At 69.4% G+C, this 17,214-nt stretch carries 22 protein-coding genes and 1 pseudogene; 10 read left to right on the forward strand and 13 right to left on the reverse strand.

The annotated features are described in order from the left end of the window. The 3 genes and pseudogenes from ACE3T5_RS17525 to ACE3T5_RS17535 form a co-directional block, all read left to right on the forward strand. Positions 1-530: pseudogene (locus tag ACE3T5_RS17525) on the forward strand (hypothetical protein); the annotation flags it as partial. A 46-nt stretch (positions 531-576) separates the two neighbouring features. After that, positions 577-879: a type II toxin-antitoxin system Phd/YefM family antitoxin gene (locus ACE3T5_RS17530; RefSeq protein WP_374669389.1), complete on the forward strand. Its 303-nt coding sequence runs from the start codon at positions 577-579 to the stop codon at positions 877-879. A gap of 13 nt (positions 880-892) precedes the next feature. After that, positions 893-1,288, forward strand: coding sequence for a type II toxin-antitoxin system RelE/ParE family toxin (locus tag ACE3T5_RS17535; protein WP_374669390.1), 396 nt, complete (start codon positions 893-895; stop codon positions 1,286-1,288). 9 nt (positions 1,289-1,297) lie between these two features. Here ACE3T5_RS17535 and ACE3T5_RS17540 read toward each other — a convergent pair whose 3' ends face one another. Both ACE3T5_RS17540 and ACE3T5_RS17545 read right to left on the reverse strand, forming a co-directional pair. Then, positions 1,298-1,969: an alpha/beta hydrolase gene (locus ACE3T5_RS17540; RefSeq protein WP_374669391.1), complete on the reverse strand. Its 672-nt coding sequence runs from the start codon at positions 1,967-1,969 to the stop codon at positions 1,298-1,300. A 7-nt stretch (positions 1,970-1,976) separates the two neighbouring features. Next, positions 1,977-2,876, reverse strand: coding sequence for an aminotransferase class IV (locus ACE3T5_RS17545; protein WP_374669392.1), 900 nt, complete (start codon positions 2,874-2,876; stop codon positions 1,977-1,979). Positions 2,877-2,918: 42 nt separating this feature from the next. Here ACE3T5_RS17545 and ACE3T5_RS17550 point away from each other — a divergent pair, with 42 nt between their 5' ends. The 3 genes from ACE3T5_RS17550 (at position 2,919) to ACE3T5_RS17560 (ending at position 4,605) form a co-directional block, all read left to right on the forward strand. Beyond that, positions 2,919-3,677 carry a sulfite exporter TauE/SafE family protein gene (locus tag ACE3T5_RS17550; RefSeq protein WP_374669393.1) on the forward strand — a complete coding sequence of 253 codons (759 nt, stop codon included), beginning with the start codon at positions 2,919-2,921 and terminating at the stop codon, positions 3,675-3,677. 67 nt (positions 3,678-3,744) lie between these two features. Next, positions 3,745-4,182 (forward strand): Hsp20/alpha crystallin family protein, encoded by a 438-nt coding sequence (locus tag ACE3T5_RS17555; RefSeq protein ID WP_374669394.1) that lies wholly within the window; start codon positions 3,745-3,747, stop codon positions 4,180-4,182. An 18-nt stretch (positions 4,183-4,200) separates the two neighbouring features. Then, positions 4,201-4,605, forward strand: coding sequence for an Hsp20/alpha crystallin family protein (locus ACE3T5_RS17560; RefSeq protein WP_374669395.1), 405 nt, complete (start codon positions 4,201-4,203; stop codon positions 4,603-4,605). A gap of 12 nt (positions 4,606-4,617) precedes the next feature. Here the strand turns inward: ACE3T5_RS17560 and ACE3T5_RS17565 are convergent, their stop codons facing one another. From ACE3T5_RS17565 to ACE3T5_RS17580, 4 genes are all read right to left on the reverse strand, one after another. Continuing rightward, the gene (locus tag ACE3T5_RS17565; protein ID WP_374669396.1) at positions 4,618-5,277 is read right to left on the reverse strand and encodes a DsbA family oxidoreductase; all 660 of its coding nucleotides are present in this window, start codon (positions 5,275-5,277) and stop codon (positions 4,618-4,620) included. A gap of 53 nt (positions 5,278-5,330) precedes the next feature. After that, positions 5,331-6,356 (reverse strand): aldo/keto reductase, encoded by a 1,026-nt coding sequence (locus tag ACE3T5_RS17570; RefSeq protein WP_374669397.1) that lies wholly within the window; start codon positions 6,354-6,356, stop codon positions 5,331-5,333. 105 nt (positions 6,357-6,461) lie between these two features. Further along, a complete protein-coding gene (locus ACE3T5_RS17575) occupies positions 6,462-7,049 on the reverse strand; it encodes a hypothetical protein (protein ID WP_374669398.1) in 588 nt (195 codons plus the stop codon). A gap of 167 nt (positions 7,050-7,216) precedes the next feature. Further along, the gene (locus tag ACE3T5_RS17580; protein ID WP_374669399.1) at positions 7,217-7,969 is read right to left on the reverse strand and encodes a formylglycine-generating enzyme family protein; all 753 of its coding nucleotides are present in this window, start codon (positions 7,967-7,969) and stop codon (positions 7,217-7,219) included. Between the two features lie 135 nt (positions 7,970-8,104). Between ACE3T5_RS17580 and ACE3T5_RS17585 the strand changes: the two genes are divergently transcribed. Both ACE3T5_RS17585 and ACE3T5_RS17590 read left to right on the forward strand, forming a co-directional pair. Next, positions 8,105-8,929: a MipA/OmpV family protein gene (locus ACE3T5_RS17585; RefSeq protein ID WP_374669400.1), complete on the forward strand. Its 825-nt coding sequence runs from the start codon at positions 8,105-8,107 to the stop codon at positions 8,927-8,929. Between the two features lie 39 nt (positions 8,930-8,968). Next, positions 8,969-10,417, forward strand: a complete 1,449-nt coding sequence (locus ACE3T5_RS17590; protein ID WP_374669401.1) for an AAA family ATPase — start codon at positions 8,969-8,971, stop codon at positions 10,415-10,417. A 58-nt stretch (positions 10,418-10,475) separates the two neighbouring features. Here the strand turns inward: ACE3T5_RS17590 and ACE3T5_RS17595 are convergent, their stop codons facing one another. Next, a complete protein-coding gene (locus tag ACE3T5_RS17595) occupies positions 10,476-11,639 on the reverse strand; it encodes an MFS transporter (RefSeq protein WP_374669412.1) in 1,164 nt (387 codons plus the stop codon). Beyond that, a complete protein-coding gene (aroC, locus tag ACE3T5_RS17600) occupies positions 11,639-12,736 on the reverse strand; it encodes a chorismate synthase (RefSeq protein WP_374669402.1) in 1,098 nt (365 codons plus the stop codon). Before aroC ends, ACE3T5_RS17595 begins: the two co-directional genes overlap by 1 nt. Positions 12,737-12,817: 81 nt before the next feature. On the opposite strand from aroC, the gene ACE3T5_RS17605 reads away from it, so the two are divergent. Further along, positions 12,818-13,246: a cupin domain-containing protein gene (locus ACE3T5_RS17605; RefSeq protein ID WP_374669404.1), complete on the forward strand. Its 429-nt coding sequence runs from the start codon at positions 12,818-12,820 to the stop codon at positions 13,244-13,246. Between the two features lies 1 nt (position 13,247). Here ACE3T5_RS17605 and ACE3T5_RS17610 read toward each other — a convergent pair whose 3' ends face one another. Then, on the reverse strand, positions 13,248-13,907 hold the full coding sequence (locus ACE3T5_RS17610) for a glutathione S-transferase family protein (RefSeq protein ID WP_374669405.1): 660 nt from the start codon (positions 13,905-13,907) through the stop codon (positions 13,248-13,250). Between the two features lie 179 nt (positions 13,908-14,086). Between ACE3T5_RS17610 and ACE3T5_RS17615 the strand changes: the two genes are divergently transcribed. Further along, positions 14,087-15,301, forward strand: coding sequence for a polyhydroxyalkanoate depolymerase (locus tag ACE3T5_RS17615; protein ID WP_374669406.1), 1,215 nt, complete (start codon positions 14,087-14,089; stop codon positions 15,299-15,301). On the opposite strand, the gene ACE3T5_RS17620 is transcribed toward ACE3T5_RS17615, so the two are convergent. The 4 genes from ACE3T5_RS17620 to ACE3T5_RS17635 all read right to left on the reverse strand — a co-directional run bounded on the left by ACE3T5_RS17620 (position 15,231) and on the right by ACE3T5_RS17635 (position 17,073). Further along, a complete protein-coding gene (locus tag ACE3T5_RS17620; RefSeq protein WP_374669407.1) occupies positions 15,231-15,638 on the reverse strand; it encodes a hypothetical protein in 408 nt (135 codons plus the stop codon). The two genes, ACE3T5_RS17615 and ACE3T5_RS17620, sit on opposite strands and share 71 nt — an antisense overlap. Before the next feature lie 53 nt (positions 15,639-15,691). Further along, positions 15,692-16,324 (reverse strand): hypothetical protein, encoded by a 633-nt coding sequence (locus tag ACE3T5_RS17625; protein ID WP_374669408.1) that lies wholly within the window; start codon positions 16,322-16,324, stop codon positions 15,692-15,694. Positions 16,325-16,510: 186 nt separating this feature from the next. Then, positions 16,511-16,819 (reverse strand): type II toxin-antitoxin system RelE/ParE family toxin, encoded by a 309-nt coding sequence (locus tag ACE3T5_RS17630; protein WP_374669409.1) that lies wholly within the window; start codon positions 16,817-16,819, stop codon positions 16,511-16,513. Then, the gene (locus ACE3T5_RS17635) at positions 16,819-17,073 is read right to left on the reverse strand and encodes a type II toxin-antitoxin system ParD family antitoxin (RefSeq protein ID WP_374669411.1); all 255 of its coding nucleotides are present in this window, start codon (positions 17,071-17,073) and stop codon (positions 16,819-16,821) included. Before ACE3T5_RS17635 ends, ACE3T5_RS17630 begins: the two co-directional genes overlap by 1 nt. Positions 17,074-17,214 lie beyond the last annotated feature (141 nt).

Genomic DNA, 17,214 nt, shown 5'->3' on the forward strand with positions numbered 1-17,214 from the left:
TGGCATCGGCGGTCCTCGGTTTTCATTGGCGTCAGATACCTATGAAAACGCGCTACGGCACGAGGCCGCCGACCTCTTCTGGTGAAATATCCGGGCTAGACGTGGTCTATCTGGAGACCTGCGCCTTCGAGAACGGTACCTTGAAGCGCCCCGGCGTCGGCGCCGTGCGCGGCATCGTGGAGACGGCCATGGGCCGCTCATGGCTGGCGCAGTTGACGGCGGACGAGCGACAGGCGTTCCTGGCACGGGCGAAGCGCGAGCGCCCGGACGAAGTGGCGCGCTGCAGCGAGGGCGTGCGCGACACGCTGGCCCACTACAGCAAGCGCGGCTTCGCCATCAACCTCGGCGACGCCGGCCTCGGCGTGCTGGCCGTCGGCGTCGCCTCGAAGATCCGCTACGGGCCGCGCCGCCTGCTTTTCAACTGCGCCACGCCGGGGATCCGCTGGCGGAAGGCGGACTTGCTCAACACCATCGGGCCGGGGCTGGTGCAGCTGGTGAGCATGGCGGAGCGGCAGGGCGGGGCCAGGTAGGGCTGTATGATGTGCTGAATTCTGTACAACCTGGAGTCGTTTCCAGATGGCCATCACTACCGCTGACGTGATCCCCCTGTCGCAGGCCCGGGCCACCCTGTCTGACCTGGCCGACCAGGTGAAGGCCGGGGCCGAGAAGATCATCACCAAGAACGGTGAGAGCTACGTAGCGCTCATCGATGCACAGCGGCTGGACTACTACCACCAGCTGGAGCGCGAACGCATCCACTTGCTGCTGATCGAGGAGGCCAGCCGAGGTCTGGCGGATGTGGCGGCTGGCAAGGTCAAGGACGCCCGCAGCAGCTTGAACGCCATCAAGCGCCGTCGCGCCGCCAAGGCGGCACCGTAGACAACGGCGTCGCATGGTGACCGCCAGGCACACGGTCAAGGTCACAGCCCACTTCGAGCGCAACCTGGAGGAGCTGGCCGCCTTTCTGATCGAAGCGGGTGCACCGCACGCCTTCGATGCGTTGCTGGACGAACTGACGGAGACCGTCATCCCGAACCTGGAGCGCTTCCCTGGCATGGGCCGCCTGTTCCTGGGGCGACCCGTTCGCTCCGTGGAGGTCTCCAACGGGGTCGATCGTCTCACGCGGCAACTGGCAACGCTCGGCGATGGAAGCGAACTTCGCGAGTACGTCACGACGCACCACCTGCTGCTCTACGCCCGCGTCAAGGGAACGATCTACCTGCTGGCCATTCGCCACCAGCGGCAACTGTCGTTCAACTTCGACGCGCTGTGGTCGCGCGACATGTAAAACGCGTCGTCAACTTGCCGCCAGCACCCGTACCAGCCACGCATTCAGATCCCCGATCTCCTCCATGCACACCGAGTGCCCCATCGGGTACTCGTGCCAGTCCACCTCGTAGCCCAGCGCGCGCAGCGCATCGCGTGAGGTCTCGCCGCGGTGCGGGATCACCACCGCATCTTCCGTGCCGTGTGCCAGGAAGATCGGTGTCTGCGCGTTCGCGGCGCTGCGCTCGGCGGCGGTGTGCTGCGGCAGCGGCAGGTAGCCGGACATCCCCACGATGCCGGCCAGCCGCTCGGCATGGCGCAGGCCCACCAGCAGCGACATGGCACAGCCCTGCGAGAAGCCGGCCAGCACGATGCGATCAGCGGGCATGCCGCGGGCCTTCTCGGCAGCCAGCAGTTCCTCGATCTGCGCCTGCGAGGCGCGCAGGCCCGCCTCATCCTGCACGCCCTGCATCTCGGTGCCCAGGATGTCGTACCAGGCGGGCATGACATAGCCGCCGTTGATGGTGACCGGGATCTCCGGCGCGTTGGGGAACACGTAGCGCACATCACCCACGGCGCGCAGGTCCAGTTGTTCGGCCACCGGCACGAAGTCGGTGCCGTCGGCGCCCAGGCCGTGCAGGATGATGATGGTGGCCTGCGCGTGGTCGCCGGTCTGGGCTTCGAGATAGTCGAGGGAGGGCATGGCGGTTTCAGTAGACGATGGGGGTGCTGTAGCGCGGGTCCTGGTGCCAGGCCCAGTAGGTGTCCACCAGGCGCTGCGTGATGGGTCCGGGCACACCGCTGCCGATCACCTGGCCGTCGACACGCGTGACCGGCAGCACGCCGCCGCCCGAGGTGCTGAGGAATGCCTCGTCCGCCATGCGCAATTCGGCTGCCGGCAAGGCGCGCTCTTCCACCGGCAGGCTCAACGTGGCCGCCATCTCGATCACCGTGCGGCGTGTCACGCCTTCCAGCACGCCCTCGGCCGGCGTCACCAGCCGGCCGGCGCGCACGGCGAAGATGTTGAAGCCGGGGCCTTCGACCACGTTGCCTGCCGCGTCGGAGAGCAGCACCGTATCGGCGCCCGCATCCAGCGCGCCCAGCAGGCCCATGGTGAGGTCGTTCCAGTGGTAGTTCTTGGCCTTGGGGTCCACGCTGGCGGGCGGGATGCGCTGCACGTCGCTCACGGCCACGTGCAGGCCGCGGCGGCGCTGCTCCTCGTTGGCGATCCACACGTAAGGCACCGCGAAGGCGTAGAACTGGTTCACCGCCTGCCGCGGATCGCGTGAGCCCCAGGGTGGCTGGCCACGTGTGACCACCATCTCCACGTAGCTGGCGCGCAGGCCGGCGCGGCGCACGCATTCCGAGAGGATCTCCACGATGGCCTGCGGGCTGCGGCCCGGGTCCAGGCGGAAGCGCTGGCAGCTGCGCAGGAAGCGCTCCATGTGCGCGTCGAGGCGGAAGAAGGCACCCTCCCACACCGTGACCACGTCATAGGTGGCGTCGGAACGCAGGAAGCCCCAGTCGGTGAGCGGCACGCTCGCCTGGCCGATGGGCACGTACTCGCCGCGCTGCCAGGCGCAGCCCTTGGAGAAGTCGGGGGCGGTCATCGGCTGATTCTCGCGCAGGCCGGGCCGGGCGAGAATGCCCGCATGGACGTCATCCTCTACGTGGCCGCTGGCGCCGCGCTGGCCGGCTTCGTGCAGGGACTCTCGGGCTTCGGCTTCGCGCTCACCGCCATGGCCCTGTGGGCCTGGGTGCTGGAGCCGCGCCTCGCGGCGGCGCTGGCCGTGTTCGGTGCGCTGGTGGGGCAGCTGCTGGCGGTGTTCACGGTGCGCCGCGGCTTCTCGCTCGCGAACGTGCTGCCCTTCATCGCCGGCGGCCTGGCCGGCCTGCCGCTGGGGCTGTGGCTGCTGCCGCGGCTGGACGTGCCGCTGTTCAAGGCGGTGCTGGGGCTGATCCTCGTGGTCGTTTGCCCGCTGATGTTCTTTGCCGACCGCCTGCCGCGCATCCGCCGTGGCGGGCGCCTGGGCGACGCGCTCTCGGGCGGCATCGGCGGGGTGATGGGCGGGCTGGGCGGCTTCACCGGCGTGGTACCCACGCTGTGGTGCACGCTGCGCGGCTTCGACAAGGACGGCCAGCGCGCCGTCATCCAGAACTTCAACCTGACCATGCAAGTGGTCACCTTTGCCAGCTACCTGGCCACCGGCATCGTCGATGCATCGATGCTGCCGATGTTCGCGGTGGTGGCGCCGGCCATGCTGATCCCGGTGCTGGCCGGCGCGAAGCTCTACATCGGCATCAGCGAGCGCGCCTTCCGGCAGGTGGTGCTGGGCGTGCTCACGGCCTGCGGGGTGGCACTGCTGGGGGCTTCGGCGCCGGTGATTCTGGGGCGGCTGGCAGGGTCTTGAAAGCGGCGGGGGCGATCCCTAATTCCGGATCAGCCCTGATGACCACCCGCCCGAAAGGAGACCTGCCATGAACGGCCTTTTCCGATCCTCCGCGGACCTGTTCGCGGAACTCAACCGCATGCAAGCCATGCTCGACCAGGTGTTTCCCGCCCCCGGCGGCAGCATCCGGTCGGCTGGCGGCTTTCCGAGCCTGAACGTCGGTCACACCGCCCGATCGGTGGAGGTGATGGCGCTGGCGCCCGGCCTCGCCGCCGACAAGCTGGAGATCACCGTGGACCGCGGCCTGCTGATCATCGCCGGCGAGCGCCCGAGCCAGCTGCCCGCCGAGGGCGAGCGCAGCAGTGTGTATGCCAACGAGCGCTTCGCCGGGCGCTTCCGCCGGGTGGTGAGCCTGCCGGAAGACGCCGACCCGGCCAAGGTGGAGGCGAGCTATCGTGACGGCGTGCTGCGCGTGTCCATCGCCAAGCGTGAGTCGTCACTGCCGCGCCGCATCGAGATCCATTGAGCCGAAGGAGAGACGAGCATGAACACCTCCGTCCAAGCCCCCGCCAACCTGCAGACCCCGCAGGCCGCCGCCCCGGCCGCCGTGCGTGAACAGCCGGCCGTCGTGCCGCCGGTGGACATCTTCGAGAACGAGCACGCCATCACGCTGGTGGCGGATCTGCCCGGCGTGTCGCGTGAAGGCCTGAACGTGCGCGTGGACGGCGATGCGCTGGTGCTGGAAGCCACCGCCACGTCGCAGGGCCCGGCCGATCTGGAGCTGGTGTACGGCGAGGCGCGCAGCCCCGTCTACCGCCGCCAGTTCACCCTGAGCCGCGAGCTGGACGCCGCGCGCATCGAGGCCAAGCTGACCGATGGCGTGCTGCGCCTCACCATTCCGAAGGCCGAGGAAGCGAAGCCGCGGCGGGTGCAGGTGACGGTGGGCTGATCACCGCGGCGCTCAGGCCGCAGCGCCGCTTGCAATCTGCCGAAGCGCCTGCGCGAACACCTCGGGCGGCTGGCCGCCCTGCACGAGGTGCCGGCGGTTGATCACCACCGACGGCACGGCGTGGATGCCCATCTGCTGCCATTCGCGCTCGGCGGCCCGTACCTCGTCGGCGTAGCGGTCGCTTTCGAGCACGGCGCGCGCCGCCTCGCGGTCCAGCCCTGCCGCCTGCACCGCATCCAGCAGCACCGCGTGATCCTCCATCACGCGGGCCTGGCCGTGATAGGCCTCCAGCAGCGCCATCTTCAGGTTGCGCTGCGCGGGCGCCGGCAGCTCGCCCGCCCAGGTGAGCAGGCGGTGGCAGTCGAACGTGTTCCAGATGCGGCCGCGGCCCGTGGGGCTGAAGGTGAAGCCGACCTCGGCGCCGCGCTGGCGGATGCGCTCACGGATCTCGGCCTGCTGCGCGGGCGTGGAGCCGTACTTCTGCGTCAGGTGCTCCGTCACGTCCTGGCCGCCGCGGGGCATCTGAGGGTTCAGCTCGAAGGGCTGGAAGTTGACGCGGACCTCGACCTCGCCGTCGAGTTGCGCGAGCGCGCGCTCGAAGGAGGCGAGGCCGATCGCGCACCAGGGACAGGCGACGTCGGAGACGAAATCGATTTCAAGGGCGGTGGGCATGATCGTGATCAGGGGGTTGGTGGGCCGCGGAAAGCGCTGGGGTTGCACCACGCTCACACATGCCCGATCACCGGATGCGGCTCGTACGGCGCCTCCAGTTCACGGGCCTCTTCGTCGGTGACGGTCAGATCGAGCGCGGCCGCCGCCTGCTCCAGCTGGTAGGGCTTGCTCGCGCCGATGATGGGCGCGGTCACGCCCTTCTTCAGCAGCCACGCATAGGCGAGCGTCGCATTCGAGATGCCACGCGCAGCGGCGAGCCGGGTGAGCGTCTGCACCACGCGGAAGTCGCTCTCGCGGTAGTAGTAATCCTGCGCAATGCCGTCGGTGCGGGCGCGAGACGTCTCGCCAGCGGACTTGTCATCCGCCTTGCGATTGCCGGCCAGGAAGCCGCGCGCCAGCGGGCTCCAGGGGATGAGCGCCACGCCCTGGTCGCGGCACAGCGGGATCATCTCGCGCTCTTCCTCGCGGTAGGCCAGGTTGTAGTGGTTCTGCATGCTCACGAAGGGCGTCCAGCCGCGCTCCCGCGCGATCTGCTGCATCTTGGCGAACTGCCAGGCGTACATGCTGCTGGCGCCGATGTGGCGCACCTTGCCGGCCTTCACGATGTCGTGCAGCGCCTCCATCGTCTCTTCCATCGGCGTGTCAGGGTCCAGGCGGTGGATCTGGTACAGGTCGATGTAGTCGGTGCCCAGGCGCTGCAGGCTCGCATCCACCGCATGCATCAGCCGCTTGCGCGAGAGCCCGTCCATGTTGGGCCGGCGGTCCGGCTTGGCGGCAGCCGACGCACCGCCCTTGAAGCCCAGCTCCACCGGGTAGTAGACCTTGGTGGCGACCACCACCTCCTCACGCTTGCAGAACTCCCGGATGAAGCGGCCGGTGAGCACCTCCGACTCGCCAGCCGAGTACATGTCGGCCGTGTCGAAGAAGTTGATGCCGAGTTCCACCGCCTGCCGCACCAGCGGACGCGCGGCCTCCTCCGTCATCACCCAGGGCCGCCACTGCGGCGTGCCGTAGGTCATCATGCCCAGACAGATGCGCGAGACGGTCAGGCCGGTGCGGCCGAGGCGGGTGTAGTGCATGGCAGGACGGGATGGAAACGCGGCCTGCATTGTGCTCGTAACCGCAACGACGTGCAGTGCGCCACGTCGGGCGCCGCCTGCCCCGTCGCGGCGCGCGGTGCAGGACTACTTCTTCGGCTTGGGCAGGCTCGCGTCCACTGCGCCGCCACCAGCGCTGTCCATGCCAGCCTTGCCGGGCTTGGCGGTGCCGTCCTTGGCCGCCTGCTTGGGCGCGGGCTTGGGCGGATTGGCCGCAGGGGGCGCGGCGGCGGTCGGCTTGGCGGCGGGATTGCCGGTGACGTTCTTGCCCGCGCCACTCGGGCCAGCGGGGTTGGCACCGGCCGGATTGCCGGTCACATTGCGGCCCGCGCCACTGGGCCCCGCAGGATTGGCGCCCGTCGGGTTGCCGGTGATGTTGCGGCCCGCGCCACTGGAGCCCGCCGGATTGGCGCCTGCCGGATTGCCAGTGACATTGCGGCCCGCGCCGCTCGGGCCCGCCGGGTTGGCGCCCGCGGGATTGGCGGTCACGTTCTGCCCGGCGCCGCTGGAGCCCGCCGGGTTGCGGCCCGATGGATCGCCCGTGACATTTCGCCCCGCCCCGCTGGGGCCGGCGGCGGAGGTCTGGGCCGAGACGGCGGCCGCCGCGAGGATCAGTGTGATCAGCCCGGCAACGGGTCGGACTACCCGGCGCAAAGAGGTCTTGGTGCGGTGCATGTGATTGCTCCTGTAGTGCTTGGTGGAACCCCGAATCTCCAACGAGGTGCAAACCATGCTAGCTGCGCAGCCGGGCCCACCCATGGGGTTAGATCAAGGATCACGCAGTTCGGAGCGCGCCTTCCGGCGGCCGCGCCAAAGGCCGTTGACAAGCGCGTGTCTGCCCCTCACCGATCCTTCGCGCACCGAAACCCGATGTACACCACGGCCGTGTCCGCCGGCTTGCCCTGCACATGGTCGTCGCGCATCTGCGCGGCGCCGTACCACCAGGATCCGCCGCGCGTGCGCGGCTCGCGGCCCGCTTCGGCGGCCACCCACTCCCAGGCGTTGCCGCCCATGTCGTACAGGCCGTTCACCCCCGCGCGCGTGCTGCCGGCTCGCGCATGGCCACTACCGCGCGAGGTAACGGCGTGCGCGACCGTGCGCACCTCGCCGCAGTCGCCCAGGCAGTTGGCACCCTGCGGTGAGTCGCCGGTGGGGTAGGGGTAGCGGCGCCCGGTCACGAAGCCGGCGGGCGGGTCCGGCCGGCGTTCCACATAGGCCGCCTCGCCCCACTCGGCATCGGTGGGCAGGCGCTTGCCGGCCCAGCGGCAGTAGGCTGCGGCCTCGCCGTGCGTCACGTGCACGGTCGGTTCGTCGTCGGCGGCGGGGCGGCCATAGGGTGCCTGCCAGGTCCAGCCCTGGCGCTGCTGCCAGCCGCCTTCGTAGGTGCTGCCGCCGCCCGCCCGCTCCGCCGCGGTGACGCTCCCCGTGGCCTGGGTGAACCGCCGGAAGGCACCCACCGTGACTTCGGTGCGGTCGATGAGGAAGCGGCCGACCGGCTGCATGTCGGCCGGCTGCGCGAAAGCCAGGCTGGCGCCGCCGACCAGGCCCGCCAGACCCATCCGCATGAGACGCTTGACCCACGCCGGGATCATCATGGCCACTCCGACTGTCTGTTGCTGCGGGCGCAGCATGCACCAGAGCCCGAAGGCGCATTGGTACCAGGGCCAATGGCAGCAAGCGCCTTGGCCGCCGATGGTGGAGGGGTTTTCCACGCCCGCTATGCTCGGCCCATGCTCAAGAAGTCCAGCCCCCTCGCCCTGCTCACCCTGCTGGCCGCCCCGGCGGTCACGCTCGCCCAGGACCGCCCCGCCCTGCCCCTGTGGGAGCTGGGCCTGGTCGGCGGCGCCATCAGCCAGCAGGCCTATCCGGGTGCCGACGAACAGGTGAACCGCGGCCTGGTGCTGCCCTGGTTCGTCTACCGCGGCGAGTTCCTGCGCGCGGACCGCAACTCGCTGGGCGTTCGCGCCTACAAGTCGCGCGATGTGGAGGTGGACGTGGGCGTTTCGGGCGCGTTCGGCTCCAGCGCCGACGACATCGAGGCGCGCCGCGGCATGCCGGACCTGGGCACGCTGGTGGAGTTCGGCCCGCGCGTCACCTGGAAGCTGGGTGAAGCGGCGGGCGGCCGCTGGCGCGCAGAACTTCCCTTGCGCGGCGTGTTCGACGTGAGCGACGGCGGCGCGGGCCGCGGCCTCGCCTTCGAGCCGGAGCTGCAGTTCGAGCGCGCGGCCGGCGGCGGCTGGCGCTACAGCACCAGCGTGAGCGCGATCTTCGCCAACCGCAAGCTGGCCGACACCTTCTACGGCGTGGCGCCGCAATACGCCACGCCCACGCGACGGGCCTACACGGCCGAGAGCGGGCTGGTGGCCTGGCGACTCTCCACCACCGTGACCCGCGCGCTCACGCCCGAGTGGCGGCTGTTCGGCTACGCGCGCCTGCAGAGCGTGGCCGGCGCCGCCAACCGCGACAGCCCGCTGGTGCGCAAGACCACCGGCGGCTCGGTGGGCGTGGCGCTGGTCTACACCTGGAAGCAGTCGGAGCGCCGGGCAGTCGACTGAGGCGCAGGTGACCTGAGGCGAAGTAGACTGAGGCGTCTCATGACGCCAGAAGCCTCCGCCCATATGGTGCACGCGCTGGCCGCGCAACGCGGTGCGCGGGTGATCGAGACGCACATCTCCTGGGTGCTGCTCACCGCCGACCGGGCGTGGAAGCTGAAGAAGCCGCTGCACCTGCCCTTCCTGGATCACCGCACGCTGGCCGCGCGGCAGTTCAGCTGCGCCGAAGAGCTGCGGTTGAACGGGCGGCTGGCGCCCGGCCTCTACCTGGGCGTCGATGCCATCACGGGCACGCCCGAAGCACCGGTGATCGGTGGCGCAGGTGAGCCCATCGACTACGCGGTGCGCATGTGGCGCTTCGCGGACGGGGCGCTGTTCTCCGAGCGGGTGGAGGCTGGCACGCTGCAGGCACCGGCCGTCGATGCGCTCGCGCAGTTGCTGGCGGACTTCCATGCCCAGGCACCGACGGCCGATCCGGCCATGGGCTTCGGCACGCCCGAGCAGCGGCGTGAAGCGGCGCTCGCGGCCGCGGCCGGCGCCGCGCAGCGGATGGAGGAACCCTTGCCAGACCTGCAGGCCTGGATCGATCACGAGGCCGACCGGTTGACCCCGTTGTGGACCGAGCGTCTCGCGCAAGGCCACGTGCGCGAAGGCCATGGCGATCTGCACCTGGCCAACATCGTGCTGCTCGAAGACGGCGACGCACAGAGGCCCAGCACCGTGGCCGCCTTCGACGGCATCGAGTTCGCGCCGGCGCTGCGATGGATCGACGTGCTGGACGACCTGGCCTTCGCCGTGATGGACTTTGCCGCGCGGGGGCGGCGCGACTTCGCGTTCCGACTGCTGAACGGCTGGCTCGACCGCACGGGCGACCATGCGGCGCTGCCCGCGCTTCGCATGGCCTGCGTCTACCGCGCCCTGGTGCGCGCGCATGTGCATGCCCTGCGCGGCGCGCGGGAGCCGGCCCGCCACTATGTGGCTCAGGCACGTGCGTGGTCTGCGGAAGGCGAGCCGCGCCTGTGCATCACCCACGGCCTGCCCGCTTCGGGCAAGAGCGTGCGCTCGCTCGACTGGCTGCAGACCCATGGCGGCATCCGCCTGCGGTCGGATGTGGAGCGCAAGCGGCTGTTCGGCCTGCCCATGCTCGCCAGCACGCACGCCGCCGCTGTCGACGCTTACACAGCCGAAGCCTCGCAACGCACGTATGCGCGTTTGCTGGACCAAGCCCGCATCGCGCTGCAGGCGGGCTTTCCCGTGGTGCTGGACGCCGCCTACCTGCGCCGCGATGAACGCGACGCGGCCCGTGCGCTGGCCCGCGTTCTGGGTGTGCCCTTTGCGATCCTCGATTGCGCGGCGCCGATGGCGGTGCTGCGTGACCGGATCGCAGCGCGGCGCGGCGATGCGTCGGAGGCGAACCTGGAGGTGCTGGAGCGCCTGGCGACCGTGGCCGAGCCACTGACGGCAGACGAGAGGGGTTGCATCGAGGGCTGACAGGCTCCGAATCACCCGTCATTTCCGCGCAGGCGGGAATCCAGGAGATGCGGGCGCCCTACCCCGCCCGCTCCAGCCGCAACACCCGCCACGCGCACAGCGTCCCCAGCAGCGCCAGCCCGGTGGCCCCTGCGAACATCACCTCGAAGCCCCAGCGGTCGGCCACGGCACCGCCCGTGAGCACACCCACGACACCGCCAAAGCCGTACCCGATCACCGTGAACAGCGCCTGCCCCCGCCCGCGCATGCGGCCCGGGAAGTGATGCGACACCAGCGCGATGCATGCCGTGTGATGCGTGGCGAACGTGAGTGCATGCAACGCCTGCGCCAGGAAGAGCGCCAGCAGCCACTGCCCCAGGCCCGCCGTCATGCCCAGCCGCAGCACCGCCGTGGCGCCGCACACCACCAACCAGCCCGCCATGGTGAAGCGGCCGATCAGGCGGCCCTGCGTGTAGAACCACGCGATCTCGGTGATGACGGACACGGCCCACAGCGCACCGATGGTGGACTTGCCGTAGCCCAGCGCGTCGAGATACAGCGAGATGAAGCCGTAGATGGCGAAGTGCGCCATCACGTGGAAGAACAGCGCGCCGAAGAACCAGCGCACCACCGGCTGGCGCAATGCGGGGCCGATGGGCTCGGCCGGGGCCTTGTCGTGATGCGCCGTCTCGCGCACGCGCGGCAGCCACAGCGTGCAGGCCAGCACGCCGGCCAGCGTGGCCACTGTCCATGCGGGGAAGCTGCCGATGCCATGCGCGTCGAACCAGGCACCGGCCGCGAACACGGTGATCATGAAGCCGATGGAGCCCCACACGCGCACGCGCCCGTAGCGGCCCCAGTCGCCCGCCACCAGGTGCGCCACGGCGGCCTCGGTCAGCGACATCATCGAGCTGGTGTGGGTGAACACCACCAGCAGCACCAGGCCCACCCACCACGGGCCGCCCTCCACCCAGAAGCCGGCCGAGGCCACCAGCGCCACTGCGGCGCTGATGCGCAGCAGCAGCACGCGCTCGCCGGTGTGGTCTGACAGCGCGCCCCAGGCATAGGGCGCGAACACGCGGGTGAACGACTGCACCGAGGTGAGCAGGCTGATCACCACGATGGGCAGCCCCAGCGATTTCAGCCACAGGGGCAGGTAGGGGTTGAAGAACCCGATGTGGGCGAAGTAGGTGGCGGTGAGCGCCGCGAAAGGGACCAGCGCGCCGGGGTGGCCGGGCTGCATCAGCCCCGCGCGGCGGCGATGGGTGCCAGCGGCGCCTGCACGTCCGCGCATTGCGCGCGATGGCGCAGCGCGAGATCCATCACCACCAGCGCCAGCATGGCCTCGGCGATCGGCGTGGCGCGGATGCCGACGCAGGGGTCGTGCCGGCCCTTGGTGATGACCTGCGTGGGCTGGCCCTGCAGGTCGATGGTGTCGCGCGGCGTGATGATGGAGCTGGTGGGCTTGATGGCGATCGAGACCTCCAGGTCCTGGCCGGTGCTGATGCCGCCGAGCACGCCGCCCGCATGGTTGGTGGCAAAGCCCCCGGGCGTGAGCGAGTCGCCGTGCATGGAGCCGCGGTGCGCCACGCTCGCGAAGCCGGCACCGATCTCCACGCCCTTCACCGCGTTGATGCCCATCATGGCGTAGGCGATCTCGGCATCGAGCTTGTCGAAGAGCGGCTGCCCCAGGCCCACCGGCATGCCGCTGGCCGTGACGCGGATGCGCGCCCCGCAGGAATCCCCCGCCTTGCGCAGGCTGTCCATGTAGGCCTCCAGCGCGGACACGTCGGCCACCGGCGCGAAGAACGGGTTGGCATGCACGTGGTCCCAGCTCTCGAAGCCGATGGGCATCTCGCCGATCTGCTGCATGCAGCCCCGGAACTCGGTGCCGTGGTGCACGCGCATCCACTTGCGGGCCACGGCACCGGCGGCCACCATGGGCGCCGTCAGGCGCGCGGAAGATCGGCCACCGCCACGCGGATCCCGCACGCCGTACTTCTGCAGGTAGGTGTAGTCCGCGTGGCCGGGGCGGAACTTCTGCGCCACCTCGCTGTAGTCCTTGCTGCGCTGATCGGTGTTGCGGATCAACAGGGCGATGGGCGTGCCGGTGGTGTGCCCCTCGTACACGCCGGAGAGGATCTCGACCTGGTCGGCCTCCTGCCGTTGCGTCACATGGCGGCTGGTGCCGGGCTTGCGGCGGTCCAGGTCGGGCTGGATGTCGGCCTCGCTCAGGGGAAGGCCGGGGGGGCAGCCGTCGATCACGCAGCCGATGGCCGGGCCGTGCGACTCGCCGAAGTTGGTGACGGTGAAGAGCTTGCCGAAGGTGTTGCCACTCATGGGGGTGGATTATCCCGCAGGGGCAGGAACGCTTCATGCTTCGAGCGGAGGGCGCCAACCCGGCGTGCACCTGGAGCGACCATGCTGGACCGAACCGGAACCCAGTTCTCCCACGTCAAGCCCGGCGACACCGACTACGTGTCCGGCGGCCTGCGTGATTTCTTCCTCTACCGCGATCTGGGCGTGGCCGAGGCCACGCATGGCAAGGTGATCGCGCACCTCGTGAAGGCCAACATGGCCCCGGAAAAGGGCACCGGCTGGCACCGCCACGAGGCGGACTTCCAGATCGTCATCATGGTGAAGGGCTGGGCCCGCTTCATGTACGAGGACAAGGAGACGCTGGTCGAGGCCGGTGACGTGGTGCACCAGCGACCCGGCATCCGGCACTACCTGTTCGACTACTCGCCCGACATGGAGTACCTGGAGATCGTCTCGCCGGCGGACTTCAAGACGGTGGACGTGGAGCCGGTGTGCGCGATACCGGATCCGACGCCCTGGCCAGCGCAGTAGCTCAGAACTCCGCGTCCAGCTCGTCGATCTCGTCCGGCTCCGCCTTGGCGGCAGCCACCCACTCCTGCATGGCAGGCAGTTCCATGATGCGCTTGCAGTAGGCCAGGCAGGCCTTGTCGAGCGGGATGTCGTAGGTGAGGAAGCGCGTCACCACCGGCGCGTACATCGCATCGGCGATGCAGGGCTGCTTGCCGAACAGGTAGGGGCCGCCGTACAGCTTGAAGCACTCGCGCCAGATGGCCAGCACGCGGTCGATGTCGGCCTGCGCGCGCGACCACACCTTGAAGCCCTTGAAGCTGGCCTTGATGTTCATGGGCAGCGCGCCCCGCATGGCGCCGAAGCCGGAGTGCATCTCGCCGCAGATGGCCCGGCAGTGCGCGCGGGCCTTGGCGTCGGCGGGCAGCAGGCCGGCCTTGGGCTTGACCTCGTTCAGGTACTCGCCGATGGCCAGCGTGTCCCACACGTGGATGCCGTTGTGGTGCAGGGAAGGCACCAGCATGGACGGCGCGAGCAGCAGCATCTCTGCCTTCATCGCCGGGTCGTCGGGCGGAATCACCTTCTCGGTGAAGTCCAGCCCGGCGAGGCGGGCCATCAGCCACCCGCGCAGGGCCCAGGCGCCGTAGTTCTTGCTGCTGATGGTGAGGACGGCCTTGGCTGCCATGGCGGTGAGTCTCCTGGGCGGGGCGGCCGGCATGGCGCCCTCGGCAGGCACCTTTGCAAGCGTTGTGCCATCGCGGTGCGGGCCTGCACCGCGAGACGCGCCTCACCGCGGTGCAACGGCTGGCCCGCAACTTGCCTGAACGGCAACAGACTGCCGACCCCAAGGCAGGGAGAGTGCGCATGCTCTACCACGCCTATCAGACCCACACCGACCTGCTGGCGCCCTTCCGGCTGGCGGCCCAGCACCACAGCGCCCTGCTGTGGTGGCGGCAGACCGAGGGCAGCGCGGTGCGCAAGCTCTCCGCCGCCATGGAAGTGTTCTCGCGCATGCACCTCACGCACTCAAGGCCCGCGTACGGCATCGAGTCGGTGCAGATCGGCGATGCGCAGGTGTCGGTGACGGAGGAGGTCGTGCAACGCCTGCCCTTCGGCACGCTGCTGCGCTTCCGCAAGGCCACTGACGGCGCCGCGCAACCGCCGGTGCTGCTGGTGGCGCCGCTGTCGGGGCACTTCGCGACGCTGCTGCGCGAGACCGTGCGCACGCTGCTGCAGGATCACGACGTCTACATCACCGACTGGCACAACGCACGCGACGTCGCCCTGCGCGAGGGCGTGTTCGGCCTGGACGAATACATCGACTACATGATGCGCTACCTGCGCACCATCGGCCCCGGCGCGCACGTGGTCGCCGTGTGCCAGCCCTGCGTGGCGGCGCTGGCTGCCACGGCGCTGCTGGCCGAGGATGACGACGCCGCCGCGCCCCGCAGCCTGACGCTGATGGCCGGCCCGGTGGATTGCCGCGTCAACCCGACCGGCGTGAACGAGCTGGCCACCAGCAAGCCCATCGCGTGGTTCGAGCAGAACCTGATCAGCCACGTGCCCCTGCCGCACAAGGGCCACATGCGCCGCGTGTACCCGGGCTTCGTGCAGCTGAGCGCCTTCATGAGCATGAACCTGGAGCGGCATCAGCAGCAGTTCCGCAACCTGTACCAGCATCTGGTGGATGGCGAGATCGACAAGGCCGACGTCATCCGCACCTTCTACGACGAGTACCTGGCCGTCAACGACCTCCCGGCGGAGTTCTACCTGGAGACGGTCGAGAAGGTGTTCCAGACCTTCGACCTCGCGCGCGGCACGCTCACGTACCGCGGCCGGCCCGTGCGCCCGGAGGCGATCCGCCGCACCTGGCTGCTGACGGTGGAGGGCGAGCGCGACGACATCTGCAGCGTGGGCCAGACCGTGGCCGCGCAGGACCTGTGCAGCAGCATCCGCCCCTACATGAAGGAACACCATGTGCAGATCGGCGTGGGCCACTACGGCGTGTTCAGCGGCCGCAAGTGGAACCAGCAGATCTATCCGCGCGTGCGGGAGGTGATTCACAACGCGGCGGGGTGAGGCCGCCAGCGGCTGCACGCTCACGGTCCCAATCGATGAGGCACCGGAGCGCAACTTCGGCGATGCGCACGGTGACGTCAGGAGCACGGTCCATCGCATCCCTGTACGGTGGGGTGTACACGTACTGTCCAGGGTGATCACCCAGCCGGCTGATCCAGCTGCGCGCCTCTTCGGCGTCGTCTTCGTCGATCGCCCCGGCCAGGTGCGGCAGGGCCTCCAGCGCCATCACCAGTTCCTGCAGCGAGGGCTGGGTCCGCAAGACCCACTCGAACGCCGGCCAGCCGATCGCCTCGCAGATCTCGCGCTTGCGGGGATCGGCGCCATGCGCGTAGCCCATGCCCAACAGGACGGGTGGGCCGTGACGCTCGTAGGTGCCATCGAATGTGGGCGTCAGTTCGGGGGCCTGCGCAGGTAGCGTTGCTTGCCGGGCGGGCCACTGTCAGGCGCAGTCACCTGGTGCTTCGTCGCCTGCGCGGCGCGGCGGAAGGTGGCCCCTTGAAGCGGGGGCATCCGTGTGAAGCGGGGCAGATCAGGTTGGCCCGATGCGCCCAGCACCCGCTCGACCACGGCGTCCGGCCGGCCAGACAGCATCTCCCAAGCGACACGCAACGAGAGCCACGCGAAAGCGAAGTAGGTGACCAGCGCGACGAGCACCGCCGCCAGCCGCTCACCGAACAGGGTGAGCGTGATCAGCTCCATCGGGCGCTGGAACAAGGTGACCAGCCCGACGAACAGGAAAACCGTGTAGTGCCAGAGCATCCAGATGCCGAGCGCGCTGGACAGCAGGGCCGTCAGGATGAGGGCGATCCGCACGGACCGGTAGCGGTTGGCACCGTCCAGCCAGCGCGCGATGTTGGCCCCGGCAATGAACACGGCCACCCAGGCCAGCAGGATCGCCGGCAGCAGCGTCACGCCACTGGAGGCGCGTGCCTCGCGCAGCAGGTCGAAGTTCAGCTTGAGCACCCACAGGTACAGCAGCCCCATCAGAGCGTGCCGCAGCTTGAAGCGCCGGGTGACGGGCATGCCGGAGGATAGCGCCTGTCGGAGGGCCCATCCGGACCGGCAAAGGCCGGGATGGCCAGGAAGGGCGACAGGGATGGCGGCTTCGGCGCACGCCATTCGATGCCGTGCAACGCGAGCAACGCGATCAGGCGGGAGTCTCGGCGCGCAACGCCGACAGTTCATCGCCGTCAGCCATCGTCCCTGCGCTCATGAAGACGCTTCGTCATCTGGCCGAAACAGTCCGGGCAAATCGCGAGCACCGTGCAGGATGCGGACCACGGTCACCGCGTCCGCCGACGCCTCGAAGAAGATGACGTAGTGCCCATGCGGACACAAGCAGATCCCCTGGCCGAGTTCGGGCCGCATGCGATAGCCGGGCGGGTTGAGTGCAATGCGCTGGCATTGCCGCCGGAGCTCCTGGATGAAGCTGACTGCGCGACGCGGGTTGTCAGCGGCTATGTAGTCGGCGATGGATTCGAGGTCTTGCTCTGCCAGCGGCGCATAGAGCAAGCGCATCAACGGTTCTGCGCGGCGTACTTGGCTTCCAGGCGGTCGAGCACGGCGTCGGCAGGCTTGGGCTCACCACTGGCCCGCCCGGCTGCAATTTCGGCACGCAGGGCTTCAAGCTCCAGCTGCCGACGCTGTTCGGTCTCTTCCAGCAGACGCAAGCCCGCGCGAACCACCTCGCTCACATTGTTGAAGCGCCCCATCCGGACCTGATCGCGGATGAACTCTTCGAAGTGACTGCCCAAGGCAACACTGGTTGGCATGGCTGCAATTCTCACTATCTGTTAACAACAGATGTTTATCCGGAAGCTGCCCATGGCGTCAAGCCCATCTGCAGAGCGACTGGGGGAACGGGCGAAAAAAAACCAACCGAGAACGGTTGGTTTTTTTGGATAGTGGTGGCG

It is taken from the genome of Ramlibacter sp. (genome assembly GCF_041916345.1).
Lineage (GTDB): Bacteria > Pseudomonadota > Gammaproteobacteria > Burkholderiales > Burkholderiaceae_C > Ramlibacter.